The sequence below is a fragment of the Burkholderia sp. SIMBA_051 genome (assembly GCF_046534915.1).
GTDB classification, from domain to species: domain Bacteria; phylum Pseudomonadota; class Gammaproteobacteria; order Burkholderiales; family Burkholderiaceae; genus Burkholderia; species Burkholderia ambifaria.
Genome location: NZ_JAWRXS010000002.1, coordinates 130475 through 152579, shown reverse-complemented (window position 1 = coordinate 152579; position 22105 = coordinate 130475). Strand labels below are relative to the sequence as shown.

19 protein-coding genes are annotated in these 22105 nt (G+C 67.4%); 9 read left to right on the top strand and 10 right to left on the bottom strand.

Annotated elements, in window-relative coordinates:
* The first annotated feature begins 83 nt into the window (after window positions 1–83).
* The 3 genes from SB771_RS04660 (at window position 84) to SB771_RS04650 (ending at window position 5154) form a co-directional block, all read left to right on the top strand.
* Window positions 84–2066 carry a DNA topoisomerase IV subunit B gene (locus SB771_RS04660; protein ID WP_011657573.1) on the top strand — a complete coding sequence of 661 codons (1983 nt, stop codon included), beginning with the start codon at window positions 84–86 and terminating at the stop codon, window positions 2064–2066.
* A 61-nt stretch (window positions 2067–2127) separates the two neighbouring features.
* Window positions 2128–4449 (top strand): DNA topoisomerase IV subunit A, encoded by a 2322-nt coding sequence (gene parC / locus SB771_RS04655; protein ID WP_175660218.1) that lies wholly within the window; start codon window positions 2128–2130, stop codon window positions 4447–4449.
* Window positions 4450–4695: 246 nt separating this feature from the next.
* Window positions 4696–5154, top strand: a complete 459-nt coding sequence (locus SB771_RS04650) for a CopD family protein (protein ID WP_126228282.1) — start codon at window positions 4696–4698, stop codon at window positions 5152–5154.
* Between the two features lie 55 nt (window positions 5155–5209).
* Here SB771_RS04650 and SB771_RS04645 read toward each other — a convergent pair whose 3' ends face one another.
* Window positions 5210–6094, bottom strand: coding sequence for a LysR family transcriptional regulator (locus SB771_RS04645; protein WP_006752877.1), 885 nt, complete (start codon window positions 6092–6094; stop codon window positions 5210–5212).
* 113 nt (window positions 6095–6207) lie between these two features.
* Between SB771_RS04645 and SB771_RS04640 the strand changes: the two genes are divergently transcribed.
* Window positions 6208–6654 (top strand): multidrug/biocide efflux PACE transporter, encoded by a 447-nt coding sequence (locus SB771_RS04640; protein ID WP_175660217.1) that lies wholly within the window; start codon window positions 6208–6210, stop codon window positions 6652–6654.
* 45 nt (window positions 6655–6699) lie between these two features.
* Here the strand turns inward: SB771_RS04640 and SB771_RS04635 are convergent, their stop codons facing one another.
* The 7 genes from SB771_RS04635 to SB771_RS04605 all read right to left on the bottom strand — a co-directional run bounded on the left by SB771_RS04635 (window position 6700) and on the right by SB771_RS04605 (window position 15089).
* Window positions 6700–7908, bottom strand: coding sequence for a chromate transporter (locus SB771_RS04635; protein WP_175660216.1), 1209 nt, complete (start codon window positions 7906–7908; stop codon window positions 6700–6702).
* Window positions 7909–8116: 208 nt separating this feature from the next.
* Complete coding sequence (locus tag SB771_RS04630; protein ID WP_165751821.1) at window positions 8117–10456, bottom strand: EAL domain-containing protein; 2340 nt, start codon at window positions 10454–10456, stop codon at window positions 8117–8119.
* Between the two features lie 227 nt (window positions 10457–10683).
* Complete coding sequence (locus tag SB771_RS04625; RefSeq protein ID WP_175660215.1) at window positions 10684–11565, bottom strand: PhzF family phenazine biosynthesis protein; 882 nt, start codon at window positions 11563–11565, stop codon at window positions 10684–10686.
* A 22-nt stretch (window positions 11566–11587) separates the two neighbouring features.
* Window positions 11588–12046, bottom strand: coding sequence for a RidA family protein (locus SB771_RS04620; protein WP_006478174.1), 459 nt, complete (start codon window positions 12044–12046; stop codon window positions 11588–11590).
* A 44-nt stretch (window positions 12047–12090) separates the two neighbouring features.
* Complete coding sequence (locus SB771_RS04615) at window positions 12091–13272, bottom strand: PLP-dependent aminotransferase family protein (protein ID WP_011657566.1); 1182 nt, start codon at window positions 13270–13272, stop codon at window positions 12091–12093.
* Window positions 13273–13423: 151 nt separating this feature from the next.
* Complete coding sequence (locus SB771_RS04610) at window positions 13424–14332, bottom strand: DMT family transporter (protein ID WP_124626763.1); 909 nt, start codon at window positions 14330–14332, stop codon at window positions 13424–13426.
* Window positions 14333–14396: 64 nt separating this feature from the next.
* Window positions 14397–15089, bottom strand: coding sequence for a VOC family protein (locus tag SB771_RS04605; protein WP_175660214.1), 693 nt, complete (start codon window positions 15087–15089; stop codon window positions 14397–14399).
* Between the two features lie 230 nt (window positions 15090–15319).
* Here SB771_RS04605 and SB771_RS04600 point away from each other — a divergent pair, with 230 nt between their 5' ends.
* The 4 genes from SB771_RS04600 (at window position 15320) to SB771_RS04585 (ending at window position 19901) form a co-directional block, all read left to right on the top strand.
* A complete protein-coding gene (locus SB771_RS04600; protein ID WP_006752869.1) occupies window positions 15320–16780 on the top strand; it encodes a PLP-dependent aminotransferase family protein in 1461 nt (486 codons plus the stop codon).
* 156 nt (window positions 16781–16936) lie between these two features.
* Window positions 16937–18835: a molecular chaperone HtpG gene (gene htpG / locus SB771_RS04595; protein WP_175660213.1), complete on the top strand. Its 1899-nt coding sequence runs from the start codon at window positions 16937–16939 to the stop codon at window positions 18833–18835.
* A gap of 8 nt (window positions 18836–18843) precedes the next feature.
* Window positions 18844–19425 carry a chorismate--pyruvate lyase family protein gene (locus tag SB771_RS04590; RefSeq protein WP_175660432.1) on the top strand — a complete coding sequence of 194 codons (582 nt, stop codon included), beginning with the start codon at window positions 18844–18846 and terminating at the stop codon, window positions 19423–19425.
* The gene (locus tag SB771_RS04585) at window positions 19425–19901 is read left to right on the top strand and encodes a DNA-deoxyinosine glycosylase (protein WP_175660212.1); all 477 of its coding nucleotides are present in this window, start codon (window positions 19425–19427) and stop codon (window positions 19899–19901) included. The genes SB771_RS04590 and SB771_RS04585 overlap by 1 nt, the downstream gene beginning before the upstream one ends.
* 64 nt (window positions 19902–19965) lie before the next feature.
* Here SB771_RS04585 and SB771_RS04580 read toward each other — a convergent pair whose 3' ends face one another.
* On the bottom strand, window positions 19966–20289 hold the full coding sequence (locus tag SB771_RS04580) for a helix-turn-helix domain-containing protein (protein WP_138847374.1): 324 nt from the start codon (window positions 20287–20289) through the stop codon (window positions 19966–19968).
* A gap of 247 nt (window positions 20290–20536) precedes the next feature.
* The gene (locus SB771_RS04575; RefSeq protein WP_175660211.1) at window positions 20537–20791 is read right to left on the bottom strand and encodes a hypothetical protein; all 255 of its coding nucleotides are present in this window, start codon (window positions 20789–20791) and stop codon (window positions 20537–20539) included.
* A 218-nt stretch (window positions 20792–21009) separates the two neighbouring features.
* Here SB771_RS04575 and SB771_RS04570 point away from each other — a divergent pair, with 218 nt between their 5' ends.
* Window positions 21010–21927 (top strand): spermidine synthase, encoded by a 918-nt coding sequence (locus SB771_RS04570; protein ID WP_105833018.1) that lies wholly within the window; start codon window positions 21010–21012, stop codon window positions 21925–21927.
* Window positions 21928–22105: the final 178 nt, after the last annotated feature.

Below are 22105 nucleotides of genomic sequence, written 5' to 3'. Positions count from 1 at the left end.
TTTACGGAACTCAACGTTTTGTCCACGACGTTATCCACACCAGGTGTGGACAACGTCCCGATGAATGACGAAATTCAGCGCCTATGTCAACGAAGAAGCCCAGCGCGGCCTATAGCGAAGCATCGATCAAGGTGCTCAAGGGTCTCGAGCCGGTCAAGCAGCGGCCCGGCATGTACACCCGTACCGAAAATCCGCTGCACATCATTCAGGAAGTCATCGACAACGCGTCCGACGAGGCACTCGGCGGCTACGGCAAGCAGATCATCGTCACGCTGCACACCGACCAGTCGGTATCGGTCGAGGACGACGGCCGCGGCATCCCGTTCGGCATGCACCCCGAGGAAGGCGTGCCGGTCGTCGAGATCGTGTTCACGCGCCTGCACGCGGGCGGCAAGTTCGACAAGGCCGCCGGCGGCGCGTACACGTTCTCGGGCGGCCTGCACGGCGTCGGCGTGTCGGTCACGAACGCACTGGCGACGCGCCTCGACGTGACGGTCTGGCGCGACGGCAAGATCGCCGAACTCGGCTTCGCCGACGGCGATGTCGTCAAGCCGCTCGCGACGCAAGGCGCGGGCCGCGGCGAGAAGAAATCCGGCACGCGCGTGCAGGTATGGCCGAATCCGAAGTACTTCGATTCGCCGAACCTGCCGCTCGGCGAGCTGCAGCGCCTGCTGCGCTCGAAGGCCGTGCTGCTGCCGGGCGTCGAGGTCGTGCTCGTCAACGAGAAGACCGGCGAACGCCAGACGTGGAAATACGAGGACGGCCTGCGCGGCTACCTGCTCGACGAGATGAACGGCAGCGAGCTGCTGATCCCGCTGTTCGAGGGCGAGCGCTTCGCCGATGCGCGTTCGACCGACGAAACCTTCGCCGAAGGCGAGGGCGCGTCGTGGGTCGTCGCATGGAGCGAGGAAGGTTCGCTCGTGCGCGAGTCGTACGTGAACCTGATCCCGACGCCGGCCGGCGGCACGCACGAGTCGGGCCTGCGCGACGGTCTCTACCAGGCGGTGAAAAGCTTCGTCGAACTGCACAACCTGCAGCCGAAGGGCGTGAAGCTGCTCGCGGAAGACGTGTTCGCACGCGTGTCGTTCGTGCTGTCCGCGAAGGTGCTCGACCCGCAGTTTCAAGGGCAGATCAAGGAGCGCCTGAATAGCCGCGACGCGGTGAAGCTCGTGTCGTCGTTCTCGCGGCCGGCGCTCGAGCTGTGGCTGAACCAGCACGTCGAGCACGGCAAGAAGCTCGCCGAACTCGTGATCAAGCAGGCGCAGGCGCGCACGCGCGCGGGCCAGAAGGTCGAGAAGCGCAAGAGCTCGGGCGTCGCGGTGCTGCCCGGCAAGCTGACCGATTGCGAGACGGAAGATATCGCGCGCAACGAGCTGTTCCTCGTCGAGGGCGACTCGGCGGGCGGTTCCGCGAAGATGGGCCGCGACAAGGAATACCAGGCGATCCTGCCGCTGCGCGGCAAGGTGCTGAATACCTGGGAAACCGAGCGCGACCGCCTGTTCGCGAACAACGAGGTGCATGACATCTCGGTCGCGATCGGCGTCGATCCGCACAGCCCGGACGAAACCGTCGACCTGTCGAACCTGCGCTACGGCAAGATCTGCATCCTGTCGGACGCGGACGTCGACGGCTCGCACATCCAGGTGCTGCTGCTCACGCTGTTCTTCAAGCACTTCCCGCAACTGATCGAACGCGGCCACGTGCATGTCGCGCGGCCGCCGCTGTTCCGCGTCGATGCGCCCGCGCGCGGCAAGAAGCCCGCGCAGAAGCTCTATGCGCTCGACGAAGGCGAACTCGAGGCGACGCTCGACAAGCTGCGCAAGGACGGCGTGCGTGAAACCCAATGGAGCATCAGCCGCTTCAAGGGTCTCGGCGAAATGAGCGCGGAGCAGCTGTGGGACACCACGATGAACCCCGACACGCGCCGCCTGATGCCGGTGAAGCTCGGCGAGCTCGACTACGAGTCGACCGTCGCGCGGATGACGATGCTGATGGGCAAGGGCGAGGCAGCCGCGCGGCGCGGCTGGCTCGAGGAAAAGGGCAACGACGTCGAAGCGGACATCTAACCCGCGCGGCCGGGCATGACGCCCGGCCCGGCCTCACGCCATTTACGAATACGGAATTCAGATGGACGACAATACTTCCGATCTCTTCGCCGGGTCCGACGCACCGGATGCCGATGCGCTGACGCTCGGCAATTACGCGGAGCAGGCGTACCTCAGCTACGCGGTCAGCGTCGTGAAGAGCCGCGCGCTGCCCGACGTGTGCGACGGCCAGAAGCCGGTGCAGCGCCGGATCCTGTTCGCGATGAACGAAATGGGCCTCGGCCCCGACGCGAAGCCGGTGAAGTCGGCGCGCGTGGTCGGCGACGTGCTCGGTAAATACCACCCGCACGGCGACCAGTCTGCATACGACGCGCTCGTGCGTCTCGCGCAGGATTTCTCGCTGCGCTATCCGCTGATCGACGGGCAGGGCAACTTCGGCTCGCGCGACGGCGACGGCGCGGCGGCGATGCGATACACCGAAGCGCGGCTCACGCCGATCTCGAAGCTGCTGCTCGACGAAATCGACCAGGGCACGGTCGACTTCATGCCGAACTACGACGGCTCGTTCGAGGAACCGAAGACGCTGCCGAGCCGCATGCCGTTCGTGCTGTTGAACGGCGCATCGGGCATCGCGGTCGGCCTCGCCACCGAAATCCCGTCGCACAACCTGCGCGAGGTCGCGGCGGCGGCGGTCGCATTGATCCGCAATCCGAAGCTCACGCACGCGGAGCTGATGAACCTGATCCCTGGCCCGGACTTCCCGGGCGGCGGCCAGATCATCTCGAGCGACACCGAGATCGCGGCGGCCTATGAAACCGGCCGCGGCAGCCTGAAGGTGCGCGCGCGCTGGAAGATCGAGGATCTCGCGCGCGGCCAGTGGCAACTCGTCGTCACCGAGCTGCCGCCGAGCACGTCGGGCCAGAAGGTGCTCGAGGAAATCGAGGAGCTGACCAACCCGAAGCTCAAGCTCGGCAAGAAGACGCTCACGCCCGAACAGCTCAACACGAAGAAGGCGATGCTCGACCTGCTCGACGCGGTGCGCGACGAGTCGGGCAAGGAAGCGGCGGTGCGGCTCGTGTTCGAGCCGAAGTCGCGCACGATCGACCAGACGGAATTCGTGAACACGCTGCTCGCGTACACGAGCCTCGAGTCGAACGCGACGCTGAACCTCGTGATGATCGGCGCCGACGGCCGGCCGGGCCAGAAGGGGCTGCTGACGATCCTCGACGAATGGGTGAAGTTCCGACAGCTGACGATGACGCGCCGGTCCCGCCATCGTCTCGCGAAGGTCGACGACCGCATCCACATCCTCGAAGGGCGGATGATCGTCTTCCTGAACATCGACGAGGTGATTCGCATCATCCGCGAGGCGGACGAGCCGAAGGCCGCGCTGATGAGCGCGTTCGGCCTGACCGACCGCCAGGCGGAAGACATTCTCGAAATCCGGCTGCGCCAGCTCGCGCGGCTCGAGAAGATCAAGATCGAGAAGGAGCTCGAGACGCTGCGCGACGAGAAGGCGAAGCTCGAGGAGCTGCTCGCGAACGAAAGCGCGATGAAGCGGCTGATGATCAAGGAGATCGAGACCGACGCGAAGCAGTACGGCGACGATCGCCGCACGCTGATCCAGCAGGAAAAGCGTGCGACGTTCGAGGCGAAGGTGGTCGACGAGCCGGTGACGGTCGTCGTGTCGCAGAAGGGCTGGGTGCGTGCGCTGAAGGGTCACGGGCTCGACCCGGCCGGCTTCACGTTCAAGGCCGGCGACCACCTGTACGCGGCGTTCCAGTGCCGCACGCCCGACCGCCTGATCGCGTGGGGCAGCAGCGGCCGCGTGTACTCGGTCGACGTGTCGGTGCTGCCGGGCGGCCGCGGCGACGGCGTGCCGGTGACGTCGCTGATCGAGCTCGAATCGGGCTCGCACCTGATGCACTACTTCGCGGCGCCGGTCGACCAGCAACTGCTGCTCGCGTCGAGCAACGGGTTCGGCTTCCTTGCGAAGGTCGGCGACATGGTGAGCCGCGTGAAGGCCGGCAAGGCGTTCATGACCATCGATACGGGCGCGGTGCCGCTCGCGCCGATGCCGGTGCTGCCGAACGCGACGCAGGTCGCGTGCCTGTCGAGCGGCGGCCGGCTGCTGGTGTTCGGGATGGACGAGATGAAGACGCTGTCCGGCGGCGGCCGCGGCGTGATCCTGATGGCGCTCGACGACAAGGAAACGCTCGTGCAGGCGCTCGCGATCGACCCGGCCGGCGTCGTGCTGATCGGCACCGGCCGCGGCGGCAAGGCGCAGGACGAAACGCTGTCGTACGCGGGGCTCGCGCCGCACATCGGCAAGCGCGCACGCAAGGGCCGCACGCCGGAGACGAAGCTCAAGGTCGTCAACGAACTGCGTCCGCTGCTCGGCTGACGCCGCATCCGCGCGCCGGCTCGACCGGCATCGCAGGCCGCACCTCCGCTTCGGCGGGCGTGCGGCCTGTTCTTTTGGGCGGCGTATTCAGGTAAGCGACAGTGGCAGCGTCACGCGGAATTTGCAAAATAGTGTGAAATGCCGCCCCGGGGTCCGAACCGAGCGGCGGGCCGCCGGTCGAACGTCGCTCGAGACCGCGCGTGACGCGGCTGTTCGTTGCACCCAACCCCTATCAGGATTGTCGCCATGTCCCACGCTGTTGCCGTCGCGCTGTTTCTTCACCTGCTGGCCGTCGCCGTGTGGGTGGGCGGGATGGTCTTCGCGAATTTCTGCCTGCGCCCGGCGCTGTCCGACCTGACGCCGCAGCTCCGGTTGCCGCTGATCGAAGGCGTGTTCGGCCGCTTCTTCAACTGGGTGTCGGGCTCGGTGATCGTGATCCTGCTGTCCGGCGGGTTCCTGCTGATGGCATTCGGCGGCGCGCACGCGACGTGGACGCTGCATGCGATGGCAGGGCTGGGCGTCGTGATGATGCTGATCTTCGGCCACATCCGCTTCGCGCTGTTCCCGCGTATCCGCCGCGCGGTGCAGGCGCAGAACTGGCCCGATGGCGCGCGCGCGGTGAACGCGGTGCGCCTGCTCGTCGTCGTCAATCTCGTGCTCGGCGTCGTGACGATCGGCGCCGCCGTGTTGTCGCGCGGCTTCTGACCTCCGATTCCGCAGCGCCGTTCGGCGTTCGCCGCCGGCGCGGTGCCGCGCGCCGCTACGCGGCCAGCATCGCGTCGAGCAGCCACGCGCCGGCCGGGCCGAGCGGCCGGTTGCGCGACCACACCGCATCGACCCGCACGCGGCGCGGCCAGCCGCGCGAGCGCAGCTCGCACAGCCGGTCGCGCGCGAAGTGCTCGACCATCCAGCGCGGCAGCTCGGCCCAGCCGAACCCCAGCACCGCCATCTCCAGCAGCATCAGATAGCTCGGCGCGAGCCAGCGCTGCGTGCCGACGACGATCCGGTCGTCGGCGCCGCGATCCTCCGGTTTCACGTAGGTGTTCAGGCGCAGCTCGCGCGCGTCGCGCAGCGCCGCATGCGGCACGTCGGCGTCTCCATAGGCGGCCAGCGCGTGCGTGCGCCCGACGAACAGACCGATCTCGGATTCCTCCGCCACCGTCGCCGCGCCGATATCGGGCGGGTAGACGGCGCGCGCGGCCATCAGCCCGAGCTGCGCGCGGCCCTGCTGGATCAGGTCGAGCACGTCCTCGTGCTCGGCGATCTGGCATTCGAGCTCGAGCGCCGGAAAGCGCCGCTCGAGCGCCATCAAGGTCTCCTCGTAACGCTTCGACTGGTACGTATCGGACACGACGAGCGTGAGCCGCGCCTCCTCGCCCTGCGCGAGCCGCGCGGCGGTGCGGTCGATCGCCGCGCCGGCTTCCAGCGTGCGCTGCACCTGCGGCAGCAGCGCGCGGCCGGCATCGGTCAGCGTCGGCGTGCGCGTCGAGCGGTCGAACAGCTGCACGCCCAGATCGATCTCGAGGTTCGCGATCGCTTCGGACACCGTCGACTGGCGCTTGCCGAGCTTGCGCGCGGCGGCCGTGAACGAGCCGAGCAGCGCGGCTTCGGCGAAGGCGAGCAGGGCTTCGGGTGCGTGACGCATGTGGCGGATCTCATCGCGTTGTATCGGTAAAACCGATGATATCAAACTGGATTCATACGGTCGTGCCGATCAGAATGCCACACATGATCTGAGCAAACGAATCGGAGGGAAGCATGAAACAGATGAATAAAACGGTGACGGAACGCCTCGTTCACGCGCTGACGTTCGAGCTGGTGGCGATCGCGCTATGCGCGCCGATCGGCGCATGGCTGCTCGACATGCCGGTGTCGCACGTCGGCGTGCTGACGGTGATGGTGTCGCTGATCGCGATGGCCTGGAACATGACGTTCAACACGCTGTTCGACCGCTTCGAGCGGCGCGCCGGCCTCACGCGCACGGTTGGGATGCGGGTCGCGCATGCGGTCGCGTTCGAGTTCGGCCTCGTCGCGATGGTGGTGCCGGTCGCCGCGTGGTGGCTGGATGTGAGCCTCGTCGAGGCGCTGCTGCTCGACCTCGGCATCGTGCTGTTCTTCCTGCCTTACACGTTCTGCTTCAACCTCGCGTACGACGCGCTGCGGGCGCGCTGGGTCGCACGCCGCGTCGCGGTGCAGGCAGGCTGAGCGGCAAGCGGCGGGGCGGGCGGTGGCGGCAATCGCAGCCGGCCGTCAATGCGCGACGGCCCACAGCCAAGCGCCGCACGCGATCGCGACCGCGCCGTAGACGGCATACACGGGCAGCTTGAAGCGCGCGAAGCACAGCATCGCAAAGGCGCCCGTGAGCCAATAGACGGGATCGGCCGGTTCGCGATGCAGGATCTTCACGACGGCGACGACCAGAAAGCCCGTCGTCGCCGCGCGCATCAGGTGCATCCCGTGCTCGAAGCGCGAGTGGCGCTTGAGCCGGAACAGATGGTTCTGCGCGAACACGACGAGACATCCCGACGGAATGAACAGCGCGGCGGTCGCGAGCAGCGCGCCGGTCCAGCCGTCGGTCAGGTAGCCGAGAAACGGCACGACGTTCAGCAGCGGGCCGGGCGACACGGGCGACAGCGCGAACGCGAGCGTGAAGTCGTGATCGGAGATGCCGGTCGCCGGTGACACGAACAGCGTCTTGAGCACGGGCAGCGCGGAGAAGCCGCCGCCGAACAGCGTCATCCCGGCGCCGGCGAGCCGCGGCCACAGCAGCGTCATCTGGTAGTCGCCGGACAGCGGCAGCGCGAACAGCGCGACGAGGATGGCGAGCAGCACGAGCAGGTTGCGGTCGCGCTTCGATAGCGTGAAATCGACCGCGTCGTCTTGCGGCGGCCCGGTCAGCCAGCCGGCTGCAAACGCGGCGAAAAGAATCCCGACGAACGCGGCCGGACTATGCGCGAAAGCGAGCAGAATCGTCGAGAGCGCGGCAATCAACTGTTCGAGCCGCGTGCGTGCGAGCGTACGCAGTTGCTTGATCCACGTGACGCCGATCAGCGCGGCGAGCACCATCCCGAAGTGATTGATCAGCATCGGCGCGGCGAGCGAGCGCACGATCGGCGTGCGGTAGAAGATCGCGAACAGCGTCATCAGCAGGAAGAACGGCAGCACGCTCGCGATGCCGGCGATCCACGCGCCGACGCGGCCGTGCAGCGTCTGGCCGACCTGCACCGCGACATTGCAGCCGACCGGGCCCGGCACGAGCCATGCGAGGGCGATGAAATCGGCGAACACGTGCGGCTCGATGCGCTGCAACCGGTCGACGTAGTGGCGTTCGAGCTGGGCCATCATCGACAGCCCGCCCCACGACACGGCGGAAATGCCGGCGATGACCTTGAACAAGGTCCATAGGGAGGCCTGTGCCGGTTGGACACGTTCGGCCGCTTCGACTTCGACGGTTGTCATGACTATGCTGTTGGCGCTGGGCCTGGTCTCGCGCTTGAAATCGTGCCGGCGGCCCGCCGACACGGTGGCCCTCCCGATTGTCCGCCGCGCATCGTGACACTGCCATGCGCGAAAACGCTAGTAAATGGACTAAACAATCGGATCGGAAAACGAAACGATCGGTGGTCCGCGCAACGGGTGCCGCGCAGGCGCCGCGCGGGTGGCGGGCTCAGGCGCCCGTGCTGCCGGTCGCGCGGTGGGTGAGGACGTCCGGCCGGGCGCCGCGCACGCCGAAGCGTGCGATCAGCGCGGGAATCGCGTCGGCCGGCACGGGGCGCGAGAACAGGAAGCCCTGCGCCTCGATCTCGCCGAGCGCGGACAGCCACGCGATCTGCTCCTCGGTCTCGGTGCCCTCGACGACGACCGTCAGGCCGAGCGAGCGCGCCAGATGCACGATCGACGACACCATCACGCACACGCTGCGATCGTTCGGGATGGCCTGCACGAACGAGCGGTCGACCTTCAGCGTGTCGACGGAGAAGCGGTGCAGGTACGACAGCGACGAATAGCCGGTGCCGAAATCGTCGAGCGCGATCCGGATGCCGAGCTTCTTCAGCGCGACGATCTTCTCGGACACGAGCTCCGGGTATTCCATCATCGCGGTCTCGGTGATCTCGATCTCGAGCCGGTTCGCGTCGATGCCGGTGTCCTGCAGCGCCTGGGAAATCGTCTCGATCAGGTCGCCGCGCCAGAACTGCACCGGCGAGATGTTGATCGCGAGCGTCAGCGTGTCGTGGCCGTCGTCGCGCCAGCGCGCGATCTGCTCGCACGCGGTGCGGATCACGAAGTCGCCGATCGGCACGATCAGGCCCGTTGATTCGGCAATCGAAATGAATTCGTTCGCGGAGATGATCCCGTGCTCGGGGTGGTCCCAGCGCGCGAGCGCCTCGAAGCCGGTGATCGTGCGGTGCGTCAGGTCGATCTTCGGCTGGTAGGCGAGGAACAGCTGTCCTTCGGCGAGCGCGACGCGCAACTGCTGTTCCCAGCGCATCAGGTGGTCCGCGCGGTGCGACAGGTGCGGCGCGTAGAACTGGTAGCAGTTCTTGCCGGCGTCCTTCGCGCTGTACATCGCGAGGTCGGCCTTCTTCAGCAGGTCGATCTCGCTTTCGTTCGCGACGCTGTGCAGCGCGATGCCGATGCTGGCGTGCAGCACGAACGAACTGCCGCGCACGTCGAACGGCTCGCCGAACATCCGGATGATCGCCTCCGCGAGCCGCACCGCGCGCCGTTCGATGTCGTCGCCCTTCATCACGACCACGAACTCGTCGCCGCCGATCCGCGCGAGCGAGCCTTCGTCGCCGACCGCATCCGACAGGCGCGACGCGGTCATCTGCAGCACGATGTCGCCGGCGTTGTGGCCGAGCGTGTCGTTGACGGTCTTGAAGTTGTCGAGGTCGATGAACAGCAGGCCGAGCCGCGACAGGCTGGCCGGCATCGACACGTCGTTGCGCAGCCCGCGCAGCGTCGCGTAGCGGTTCGCGAGGCCGGTGAGCAGGTCGTATTCGGCGAGCTGGGTCATCTCGCGCTCGCGCCCGAGCAGCTTGCCGATCAGCCCCGTCGCGACGCTGAAGAACGCGAGCATCGCGAGCGTGATGAAGCTCGTCATCAGCAGGTAGACGTTGCGCGTGTGGGAGTAGTCCGCGAATTCCTCGGTCTGCGACAGCCCGACCATCACCGCGAGCGGGTAGCCGTCGAGGTGGCGGTACGACACGATGCGCGTCACGCCGTCGATCGGGTCGATGATCGTGCCCGTCACGCGCTCGGCGATCGGGTACACGCCCGACGCGGAGAACGCACCCGGTGCGTTGCTGACCGAGCCGGTGCGCCGCGCGAGCACCGCGCCCGTGTCGGACACCACGGCGATCACGCCTTCCTTGCCGATCGCCGCGTTGTTGTAGAAATCGTTGGTGAAGTAGCTCGGGTCTTCCGACACCACGACGATGCCCGCGAAGCTGCCGTCCGGGTTGTTCAGGCGCCGCGTCATCTGCAGCGTCCAGTGGCTCGACACGCGGCCGAACACCGGCTTGCTGATGTACAGGCGGTCGTCGTTGTGCGCGAGATGGACCTTGAAGTGCTCGCGATCCGACAGGTTGATCGGCTGCGGATGGATGTCGGCCGTGTTCGCGAACAGGATACCCTTCGCGTTCACGAGCGAGACCTGGATCAGCGTGTCGCTCGGCACGACGCCTTTTTCGACCGCGCTCGCGAGATTGAAGTGCGCGGGCGACTTCTCGAATTCGAACTTGACGAAGCGGGTGATCTGGTCGACCTGGTGGATCGCCTTGACGGTGTGCTGCTCGAGCGCGGACGACAGGATCGCCGCGGATGCCGCCGCTTCCTTGTACGCGCTGTCCTTTTCCACCGACAGTCGCGCGATGATCACCGCCCACAGCAGCGCAAGCGCCAGCATCCCGAGCAACGGGATCGCGAACAGCGCGCGCCGGCGCGATTTGCGCGGCGCGCGCAGCGGCCGGGTCGGCGGCGTGTGGTTGGACCGGGCGGAGCTCATTGAAGAAGGGCGGCGTCCTGCTCGCTTGCGCCATCCTCGTGGGGATGGCCGGCTATGGTTGGGGTCGCCCCGGCGTCTGTTCGTTCGCGGGATGCGCAACCATGGACAGACCCGCCGAAGCGACGGATTAGGCCCGATATTACTGGCTGGAACGTTTTTGCGATAGACGGGCAACCTCAGGGCGTCGGCCGCTGTGGCGCCATCGCACGTGGGGAAACGACGAAACGTCAGGCGGGCATCTGGAACGTGCCGTCCACGACCGTCACGACGTGGCCGCCGATCCAGATCGTGCCGTCGTCGTCATAGCGAACGGCAATGCGGCCGGCGCGGCCGATCGCCGTGCCCTGGCGGGCCGTGTATGACGTGCCGGGGCGGCGCTGCTGGCGGCTCAGCAGCTCGGCCAGCGCGGCGTTCGCGCTGCCGGTGGCGGGATCCTCGCCGGTGCCGAAACCGTCGCCCGTCATCAGGCAGCGGATTTCGAACGTCGCGGGGCCGTCGTCGGGGTGCGGCGCGTAGGCCGCGAGGCCGTGCGCGCCGTAGCGGTGGATGAGGGCGCCGAGCGCGGCCGGATCGGGCGCGAGGCCGATGCAGGCTTCGACCGACGTGAGCCGCACGACGAGCCACGGCGCGCCGTTGTCGACCGCGCACGGTTCGGCGTCCGGATCGATCGCATTGCTGCGCAACGCGGCCGCCAGCACCGGATAGTCGGCCCGCTCGAGCGGCGTGAACCGAGCCGGCGGCGCGGCAAATGCCCAGCCGTCGGCCTGTTCGCGCAGTTCGACCTGCCCGACGCCGCATTGCTGGATCAGCACGCCTGGCGTGCGCGGTCGCGCGCCGCTTTCCAGGAACGCATGCGCGGTGCCGAGCGTCGGGTGGCCGGCGAACGGCAGTTCGCCGCCCGGCGTGAAGATCCGGACGCGGTAATCGGCGTCCGGATCGGTCGGGGTGCACACGAACGCCGTTTCCGACAGGTTCGTCCAGCGGGCGATCGCGAGCATGTCGTCGTCGCCGAGCGAATCGGCGTCGAACACGACCGCGAGCGGATTGCCCTTGAACGGCACCGACGTGAAGACGTCGACCTGCTTGAAACGGACGCCGTGGCTAGTCATCGTGACGATCGCGTGACGCGAGTTACGCGACTTCGGCGATCAGCTCGATCTCGACGCATGCGCCGAGCGGAATCTGCGCGACGCCGAACGCCGAACGTGCGTGCTTGCCCGCATCGCCGAACACTTCCGCGATCAGCTCCGACGCACCGTTCGTGACGACGTGCTGTTCGGTGAAGTCGAGCGTCGAGTTGACGAGGCTCATCAGCTTCACGATGCGCGTGACCTTGTTCAGGTCGCCGGTGTGCGCGTGCAGCGTCGCGAGCAGGTCGATCGCGATCGAGCGGGCGGCCGCCTTGCCGTCTTCCGTCTGCAGATCCGCGCCGAGCTTGCCGGCCCAGACCTTGCCGTCCTTTTTCGCGATGTGGCCCGACAGGTAGACCGTGTTGCCGCTTTGCGCGCTCATCACGTAGGCGGCGGCCGGTGCGCCGGCGGTCGGGAGCTCGATGCCGAGCGACTTCAGTTTGTCGTAGACGTTAGCCATGCGTTCGATTCCTCGTAGAGAGTCGTGACAGGAAAAAGCGGGGATCAGAGGCGCTCGCGCAGCAGCTTGCCGAGGCGCGCGACACCTTCCTCGATCTTTTCGGGCGGCACCGTCACGAACGACAGGCGCAGCGTGTTCTGTTGAGCATCGTCCGCGAAGAACGGCGCGCCCGGCACGAAGGCGACGTGGTTGTCTACGGCCGTGGCGAGCAGCTTCATGCTGTCGATCTGCGCGGGCAGGTTCACCCAGATGAACATCCCGCCTTCCGGACGGTTCCACGTGACGCCTTCCGGCATGTGCCGTGCGAGCGACGCGAGCATCGCTTCGCATTGCGCGCCGTACAGCTGGCGGATCGTCGGGATGTGCTCGTCGAGAAAGCCGTCCTTGATCACTTCGTGCGCGATGCGCTGCGTGAGCGTCGGCGTGTGCAGGTCGGTGGCCTGCTTGGCCTGCACGAGCTTGAAGTGGAGTTCTTCGGGGGCAATGATGTAGCCGATCCGCAGGCCCGGCGCGAGCACCTTCGAGAACGTGCCGAGGTGCACGATGTGGTCCGGCGCCATCGACAGCATCGTCGGCAGCGGCTCGCCCTGGTAGTTCAGCGCGCCGTACGGGTCGTCTTCCAGCACCGGGAACGGGCTCGACTGCGCGAACGCGGCGAGCGCGCGGCGGCGCTCGACGGGCAGGCGGCGGCCGGTCGGGTTCTGGAAGTTCGGCTGCGCGTACAGCAGGCGCGCGCCTTGGGTCAGCTCGGGCGTGAGGCCTTCGGGCAACAGGCCCTGCTCGTCGGTCGGCACCTGCACGTAGCGCGGCTCGTACAGCGAGAACGATTGCAGCGCGCCGAGGTAGGTCGGGGTTTCGACGAGGATCGGGCTGTTCGGATCGATCAGCGCCTTGCCGAGCAGGTCGAGCGCCTGCTGCGAGCCGGTCGTGATCAGCACCTGCGACACGCGCACGCTGTAGCGCTCGGCGATCCATTCGCGCAGCGGCAGGTAGCCTTCGGTCGCGCTGTACTGGAGTGCGGCGGCCGGCGCGTCGCGCAGCACGCGGTCGGCCGCGGCGCGCATGCGTTCGGCCGGGAACGTCGCCGGAGCCGGCAGGCCGCCTGCGAACGAGATGACCTCGGGGCGTTCCGTGACCTTCAGGATCTCGCGGATCGCAGAGCTCGTCAGCTTGCGGGCGCGTTCGGAAAGCTGCCAGTGCGGCGGATGCAGGTCGGTCGGATTCATAGTCTCCTCGTTCGGATATCGGGTCAGTCAAGAAAGGTCGATCAGGCAGATTGCGTCGACGCGGCCGGGTAGGCATGCGGGAGCGCGATCGGGCCGTCGCGGCCGGGTGGGCAAAACCGTTCTGGCAAAACAAACATTATGGCGCACCTCATCAACCGGCGCGAGCAGCACGCGGGGCCGTGGCCACGGCCGAGCGCCGGCCGAGCATCACGGTCGCGATCACGGCGGCAGCGAACAGCCAGGTGGACGGCGTTACCGTCTCGCCGAACAGCAGCGCGGAGAAGGCGATCGTGAAGAAGATCTGCAGCAGCTGGACCTGGCCGACGCGCGCGATGCCGCCCATGGCGAGCCCCGCGTACCACGCGAAAAAGCCGATGAATTGCGAAAAAAGGGTCACGTAGCCGAACGCCAGCCACGTGCGCAACGCAAGCGGGGCCGGATGGGCGACGTGCTGCGTCCACGCAAGCCAGCCGACCGGCAGCACGAGGAACGGCGCGGACACGACGAGCGCCCAGCAGATCACCTGCCAGCCGCCGATCTGGCGCGCGAGGCGCGCGCCTTCCGCATAGCCGAGCGCGCCGATGCCGACCGCGACGAGCATCAGCGCGTCGCCCGCCTGCACGGTGCCGCCGCCGTCGCGCAGCGCGAACGCGATCACGAGCGCGCTGCCCGCCAGCGCGCTGGCCCAGAACGCCTTCGACGGGCGCTCGTGCGACAGCCACGCCGCGTACAGCGCGACGAACAGCGGCTGCAGGCCGTTGACGACCGCGCCGTGCGACGCGGGCACGGTTTTCATCGCCCACGCGGAGAACACCGGATACGCGATGATCACGCCGGCCGAGACGACGGCTAGGCTTTTCAGCTGCGCGCGGGTCGGCAGCCGTTCGCGGCGCCACCACAGCAGCAGGCCGGCCGGCACCGATGCGGCGAGCGCGCGGCCGAGCCCGTTGAGCAGCGGATTGAGTTCGGAGACGACGATACGCGTCATCGGCAGCGTCAGGCTGAAGATCATCACGCCGATGAGGCCGAGCAGCATGCCCCGGGTTTCGCGCGAATTCATTACTGGGTGTCTCCGTATTGCCGGGTTTGGCTGGGTTCGTGTAATCGAAGGGGCGGCCGCGCGATCAGCGCAGCGTGCGAGCGCCTTGCGGCGTGTCGAATTCCGCGACGAGCGCGGGCGGGCCGTCGCCGGTTTCGACGTCGAGCAGATGGCCGGCGCCGAGCCAGTCGAGCTGCTCGCGAATCGTGTCCGCACGCGGGTGGACGCCCTTGAGCGCCTTCAGCGCGACGCCGTTGTCCGGCAGCGATTCGGACGGATGACGCGGGCTGTCCCACTGGATCAGCGACGGCGCGAGGCCGTCGCCGGCGCCTTGCCACGCGGGGAACGCGCCGTCGTCGGGCACCGTGAGGCCCCAGCTCAGGTCGCCGCGCCGCATCGCGACGACCGGCGCGATGCGCGCCGGGTACTGGCTCTGCCACAGCGCGAGCTGGCGCGGGCGGTCGACGCGCGCGACCCAGTGCGCGAGGAATGGGCCCTGCGCGAGCCGTGCGTGCATCGCCGGATCGTCGAGGCCGAACAGCCGCGCGCGCGGCGGCGTGGTGTCGTCGCCGGTGGCCGGTGCGTCGGGATCGATCGCGATCACTTCGAGGTACAGCCCGCCCCACGCGCCGAACAGCGCGTTATGGGTGCGCATCAGCGGGTGGCGGCCGCCGCCGGCCGGTTCGATGCCGAGCGTGTTAGTGACGTGGCGCACGCCTTCGTCGAGCGTGCGCGCGGCGATCACGAGATGGTCGAGGGTCAGGGAACGGGCTGGCATGAACGTCGGTCGGGAAGCGAAAGTGTCATGGTGGGCGGACGGGGGCGCCACCGGCCGGTGCCCCGGGCCGCGCTGCGCCGCGCCGCGTGCCGGGCGGTGCGGCACCGCGTGCGGCCGGGCCGGAACGGCGGCCGCACGTCGCCATTCGAGGTCAACTGTAATCGTCCGCACCGGCACAGTAACGGTACAATCGGCGCGATAGCCTTCGGTACAGTTGGAGTTGCCCGCCCGTGTCCACCGTCCCTCTCGCCCAGATCCCCGCGCCGCACGATACGGCCACGCTCACGCTCGTCGACCAGCTTGTCCAGTGGGCGCGGCGCCGCATCGACGAGCGCGTGTTCCGGCCCGGCATGCGCATGCCGTCGATCCGCAAGCTCGCGCTCGACAAGAGCGTGTCGCGTTTCACCGTCGTCGAGGCGTACGAGCGGCTCGTCGCGCAGGGGTATCTCGATTCGCGGCGCGGCTCCGGTTTCTACGTGCGCGAGCGCACGGCCGTCGGTCCGCAGCCGGTCGACAACGTGGCGCGCGTGGCGGAGGCCGCGCCCGTGCACAACACGATCGACGTCGTCTGGCTGCTGCGCAACATGCTGCACACCGCCAGCCCGGAAAAAGGGCCGGGTCTCGGCTACCTGCCGGGCCGCTGGCTCGACGGCGAGCTGATCACCGGCTCGCTGCGCGCGCTCGGGCGCCAGTCCGGCGCGCAGATGCTCGGCTTCGGCACGCCGCAGGGCTTTCTGCCGCTGCGCCAGCAATTGCAGACGCGGCTCGCGGAAGTCGAGATCGGCGCGAAGCCCGAGCAGCTCGTGATGGTGTCGGGCATCACGCAGGCGATCGACCTGATCTCGCGCATCTACGTGCAGCCGGGCGACGCGGTGATCGTCGGCGATCCCGCATGGTTCCAGATGTTCGGCCGCTTCGCGTCGCAGGGTGCGCAACTCGTCGGCATGCCGTATACGCCCGACGGCCCCGATCTCGACGCGCTGGAAACGCTCGTGCAGATGTGGCGGCCGAAGATGCTCGTGATCAATTCGGTGCTGCAGAACCCGACCGGCACGTCGCTGTCGGCCGCGCAGGCGTTCCGGATCCTGAAGCTCGCGGAGGCGTACGACTTTCTCGTCGTCGAGGACGACGTGTACGGCGACCTGTGCCCGCCGAGCTACCCGGCGACGCGACTCGCGAGCCTCGATCAGTTGAAGCGCGTGATCTACCTCGGCAGCTATTCGAAGACGCTCGCGGCGAATTTGCGGGTCGGCTATGTCGCCTGCGCGCCGGAGATCGCGAAGGCGATCACCGACCAGAAGATGCTGGTCGGGATGACGACGCCGGAGCTCAACGAGCGCGTGCTCTACAAGATCCTGACCGAAGGGCATTACCGGCGCCACGTCGAGCGCCTGCGCGCGCGGCTCGACGGCGTGCGCGACAAGACCGCGCGGATGCTCGAGCGCACCGGGCTGCGGCTGTTCGCGATGCCGGCGGCCGGGATGTTCCTGTGGGCCGACACGGGTGTCGATTCGGACGCGCTCGCGGCCGCCGCGCACGAGGAAGGATTCCTGCTGACGCCGGGCAGCCTGTTCTCGCCGCAGCAGTCGTCGTCGACGTGGACGCGCTTCAACGTCGCGAACTGCGGCGATCCGGCGCTGCCGGGCTTTCTCGCGCGCTATATCGAGTCGGCGGCACGGCGCGCGTCGTGACGGGGCGGCACGCCGCCCCTTGAAATCCGGCAGCCCGGCCCCAGATACCCGCGCAAACCGCTTGCGCCAGGCGGTCGTCCTTGACGGGCCCACCGGCATCGCGCGCCGGGCGCCCGCGTCACACCATTCAAGTTCAAGTAAGAGGAAACAGCATCCATGGCACACGAAACGATGAGCTTTCAGGCAGAGGTCAAGCAACTCCTCCACCTGATGATTCATTCGCTCTACAGCAACAAGGAAATCTTCCTGCGCGAACTGGTGTCGAACGCGTCCGACGCGGCCGACAAGCTGCGTTTCGAAGGACTCGCGGACAACGCGCTGTACGAGAACGATCCGAACCTGCGCATCCGCATCGGCTTCGACAAGGCCGCCCGCACGATCACGATCGACGACAACGGCATCGGCATGAGCCGCGACGAGGCGATCGCGAACCTCGGCACGATCGCGCGCTCGGGCACCAAGGAATTCTTCACGAAGCTGTCCGGCGACCAGCAGAAGGACGCGGCGCTGATCGGCCAGTTCGGCGTCGGCTTCTACTCGGGCTTCATCGTCGCGGACAAGATCACCGTCGAGACGCGTCGCGCCGGCCTGCCGGCGAACGAAGCCGTGCGCTGGGAAAGCGCGGGTGAGGGCGACTTCACGATCGACGCGATCGAGCGCGCGCAGCGCGGCACGACGATCACGCTGCACCTGCGCGAAGGCGAGGACGAGCTGCTGTCGTCGCACCGCCTGAAGTCGATCATCCAGAAGTATTCCGATCACATCGCGCTGCCGATCCTGATGCAGAAGGAAGAGTGGGATCAGGAAAAGGGCGAGATGGTCCTGAAGGACGAGGACGAGACCGTCAACCAGGCGAGTGCGCTGTGGACGCGTTCGAAGAGCGACATCACCGACGAGCAGTACACGCAGTTCTACCAGCACGTCGCGCACGACCACCAGGATCCGCTCACGTGGACGCACAATCGCGTCGAGGGCCGCAGCGAATACACGCAGCTGCTGTTCGTGCCGGCGCACGCGCCGTTCGATCTGTGGAACCGCGACTACCGCGGCGGCCTGAAGCTGTACGTGAAGCGCGTGTTCATCATGGACGACGCCGAGCAGCTGCTGCCGCAATACCTGCGCTTCGTGAAGGGTGTCGTCGATTCGGCCGACCTGCCGCTGAACGTGTCGCGTGAAATCCTGCAGGAAAGCCGCGACGTGAAGGCGATCCGCGAAGGCGTGACGAAGCGCGCGCTGTCGATGCTCGAGGAACTCGCGAACGCGGAAGAGGATGCCGGCAAGGAGAAGTACAAGACGTTCTGGAGCGCGTTCGGCCAGGTGCTGAAGGAAGGCCTCGGCGAGGATCACGCGAACCGCGAGCGCATCGCGAAGCTGCTGCGCTTCGCGTCGACGCACGGCGACACCGACGCGCAGGACGTGTCGCTCGCCGACTACGTGTCTCGCATGAAGCCGGAGCAGAGCAAGATCTACTACGTGACCGCCGATACGTGGCAGGCCGCGAAGAACAGCCCGCATCTGGAAGTGTTCCGCAAGAAGGGCGTCGAGGTGCTGCTGCTGACCGATCGCGTCGACGAATGGATGCTGTCGTTCCTGCATGAATTCGACGGCAAGCCGCTCGCGAGCGTTGCCCGCGGCGATCTCGACCTCGGCGAGCTGAGCGACGAGGAAAAGAAGGCGCAGGAGCAGGCGGGCGAGGCGATCAAGCCGGTCGTCGAGAAGATGAAGGAAGCGCTCGGCGACAAGGTGAAGGAAGTGCGCGTCACGTTCCGCCTGACCGATTCGCCGTCGTGCCTCGTCGCGGACGACAACGACATGAGCGGCTACCTGCAGCGGATGCTGAAGGCGGCCGGTCAGAACGCGCCGGCGATGCAGCCGATCCTCGAGATCAACCCGGAGCACGCGCTCGTGAAGCAGCTGAACGCCGACAGCGCCAATTTCGGCGACTGGTGCCATCTGCTGTTCGACCAGGCATTGCTGGCCGAAGGCGGGATGCTCGACGATCCGGCGAGCTTCGTGAAGCGGACCAACGCGCTGCTGCTGTCGCGCGCTGCGTGAGCAAGCGGATTCGATTCGACGGCGCACAGGCGGGCTGGCGCGCAACGCCCCGGCCCGGCTGCACGCTCGACCAGCGCGACTGGCTGACGCGCGGCGGTTCGCTGACCGCGCATCTCGCGCGGCTCGGCCGCGTGAGCGTGCGCGTGACGCGCGAGGCCGTCGACTGTCCGTGGTTCGACGAGCACGACGCGCTCGACAGTGCGCCGCGCGCGCCGATGTGGGTGCGCGAGGTGATCCTGTCGGTCGACGGCACGCCGTACGTCGCCGCGCACAGCATCGCGCCGCTCACGGCCAGCAAGGGGGTATGGCAGGCGATGCGGCGGTTGCGCACGCGGCCGCTCGCGGAGCTGCTGTACAGCGATCCGCAGGTCGAGCGCTCGGCGCTCGTCAGCCGGCGCGTGATCGCCGGTCATCCACTGTATGCGCTCGCAAGCCATGCGTTGCAGGGGGCGCGGGCGCCGCACGCATTCGTCGCGCGGCGCTCGGTGTTCCAGCGGCACGGCAAGCCGTTGATGGTCACCGAGTGCATGCTGCCCGCGCTGTGGCGCCATCTCGATGCGCATGGCGACGGGCCGCGCGGGGCCGCGTGATGCTGCAAGGTTTTGCGCCGGTCGTCGGGCCGAATACGCACACGATGATCCTCGGCAGCTTTCCGGGCGAGGCGTCGCTCGATGCCGCGCAGTACTACGCGCATCCGCGCAATCAGTTCTGGCGGTTGCTCGGTGCGGTGCTCGGCGAGCCGGGGCTGCACGAGCTTGTGTACGACGCGCGGCTCGAACGCGTGCTTTTGCACGGTATCGGCATCTGGGATGTCCTCGATGCATGCCATCGGCAAGGCAGTCTCGATTCTGCGATCCGGAATGCGAAGCCGAACGACTTTGCGTCGTTGCGCGAGCATGCGCCGTTGCTGAAGAAGGTCTGTTTCAACGGGAAGACGGCGGGGCGCTTTGCCGACGTGATCGGGCAGGCCGGGTATGAAACGCTGGTGCTGCCGTCGTCGAGCCCGGCGAATGCGATGCTGTCGTTCGAGCAGAAGCTGGAGCAGTGGCGGCACATTGCGCGCTGAGCGGCCGAGCGTTGCCGCCGCACTTCACGGCCAGCACTGCAAAGTCGTTGGCGTGGCGTGATCGTCAGGCGGCGAATACGACCTCGATATGCCCTTCGACGTCCGACTGACGATCCGGTCCGACGACAATTTGCACGTCGCGTCCGAGCTTCGCCAGACATTCGAGCATCTTCGTTTCGCTGACGCCGCGAAACTGCCCGCGCAGCATGTTCGACAGTTTCGGCTGCGTCATGCCGAGCAGCCGGGCCGCGTGCTGCTGCGTCCATTTGCGCGCCTTGATGATCTCCGCGATCTTCGCGGCGAGTTGAGCCTTCACTCGCATTTCGTCTGCATCGCGCATGCCCAGGTCAGCGTAGACGTTCGTGCTGCCCTGTTCGATTTCGATCATCGCCTTTCTCCTTTTGCGTGAGCCTCGGCCGCTTTCAGACGTTCGCGGACCAGATCGCCGTCCGGCTTGGGTGTCGCGATGCCGCTCGATGATTTCTTCTGTCCGGATCCGTCGGTGAATTTATCCCTATTTGGGTATATTTTCAAGGTGCGCGCGGGAACACCAAGCGGCCGTTCCATAGAGCGCGGTCGCGGCGTATCGATGGTGGAGAGGGGCGGTTATTCCGGATGCGTATCGCGCCTAGTGATCACTCGTCCTTCCCCCATCTCCACCGGGGCTTTTCTCCCGTGATCCAGCAAACGGCGGTCAGCAGCGCGACCAACGCCACGATGCACGCACCGTATGCGAATGGCGCTCGTTTCGGCGGCAGAAGCCATGCAGTGACGCCAATCCCGATCGCGAACACCAGCAACACGACCCAACCTTGCCACGCGACCGGCAAACCCCATCCCCATCCGTAGCGCTTGGCCGGAAACCAGATCTTTTTGTCGTTCGAGGTCATATGACTCCCTGTCGTCAGTAGTCTTCGCGTTCTCGCGGATGGCGAACTGCAAGGATCGTCACCGTTCGGCACGTCCTGCATGCCCGAAGCGCATGCAAGTCGCCCGCATGGCCGGGCGACCCGTCCTGCGCTTGCCTGGCGGCCGCCCCCCTCCCACCAATGCTATCCTCTCGTCCGCTCATCCGGCATCACCCAGCATCACCCTGCGAGATTCAATCATGTCCCGACTCATCAAGCGCGCGTCCGCCGAGGCGCGCGCGTTCAAGCAACGCAAGGCGTCCGCCTACAACGGCTCCGACAAGCTCCAGCCGCCGCGCATGAAGCGCCGCCCGGAAATCGACGAACACGACGACGTGCCCGTGCTCGAAGCGCCGCGCAAGCCGCGCTTCGCGCCCGTCACGTTCTCGGAAGAGCGCGGCGTGCGCTTCCTGCACTTCGGCACCGAATGGGTGCAGGGCGCGATGCGGATCTCGAAGCCGCTGCACATCGAGCTCGAATACGCGCAGCAAATGATGGCGTGGCTGCTGTTCCTCGAAACGCCCGAGCGGATCGTCCAGCTCGGGCTCGGCACCGGCGCGCTGACCAAGTTCTCGCACCGCTTCCTGTCGCACGCGAAGGTCGAAGCCGTCGAACTGAACCCGGCCGTGATCGTCGCGGCCCGCACGATGTTCGCGCTGCCGCCCGACGACGAACGCCTCGTCGTGCACGAAGCCGACGCATGGGACTTCGTCAACGATCCGGCCAACCGCGGCACGACGGGCGCGCTGCAGATCGACCTGTACGACGCGACCGCGCGCGGCCCGGTGCTCGACAGCGTCGCGTTCTACCGCGCGGTGCGCGGCTGCCTCGCCGACGCGGGCATCGCGACGATCAACCTGTTCGGCGACCATCCGAGCTTCGTGCGCAACATGAAGCACCTGAACGCGGCGTTCGACCATCGCGTGATCGCGCTGCCGGAAGTGCACGACGGCAACCGGATCGCGATCGCGTTCTCGGGCCCCGTGCTCGACGTGTCGTTCGCGCAGCTGGAAGCACGCGCGAAGCTGATCGAGGACACGCTGAAGCTGCCCGCGCGCAAGTGGGTGAAAGCTTTGAAAGAAACGACCGGCGCACGCGAATCCTCGTTCGCGATCTGACGCTCGTGCACCGGCCGCATGCCGGTGCAACCGCGCGACTGGGGGCGGATCACCTCGGGTTCGCCCCTGCTTGACCGCGTGCCCGCGGCTCCTATACTGGCGCGAAGCCAGGGGAGCCGCAGCCTACCCGTTTCGCCGCTCCTCCCGGCGCCGTACCCGCTCAACAAGATCGATAACC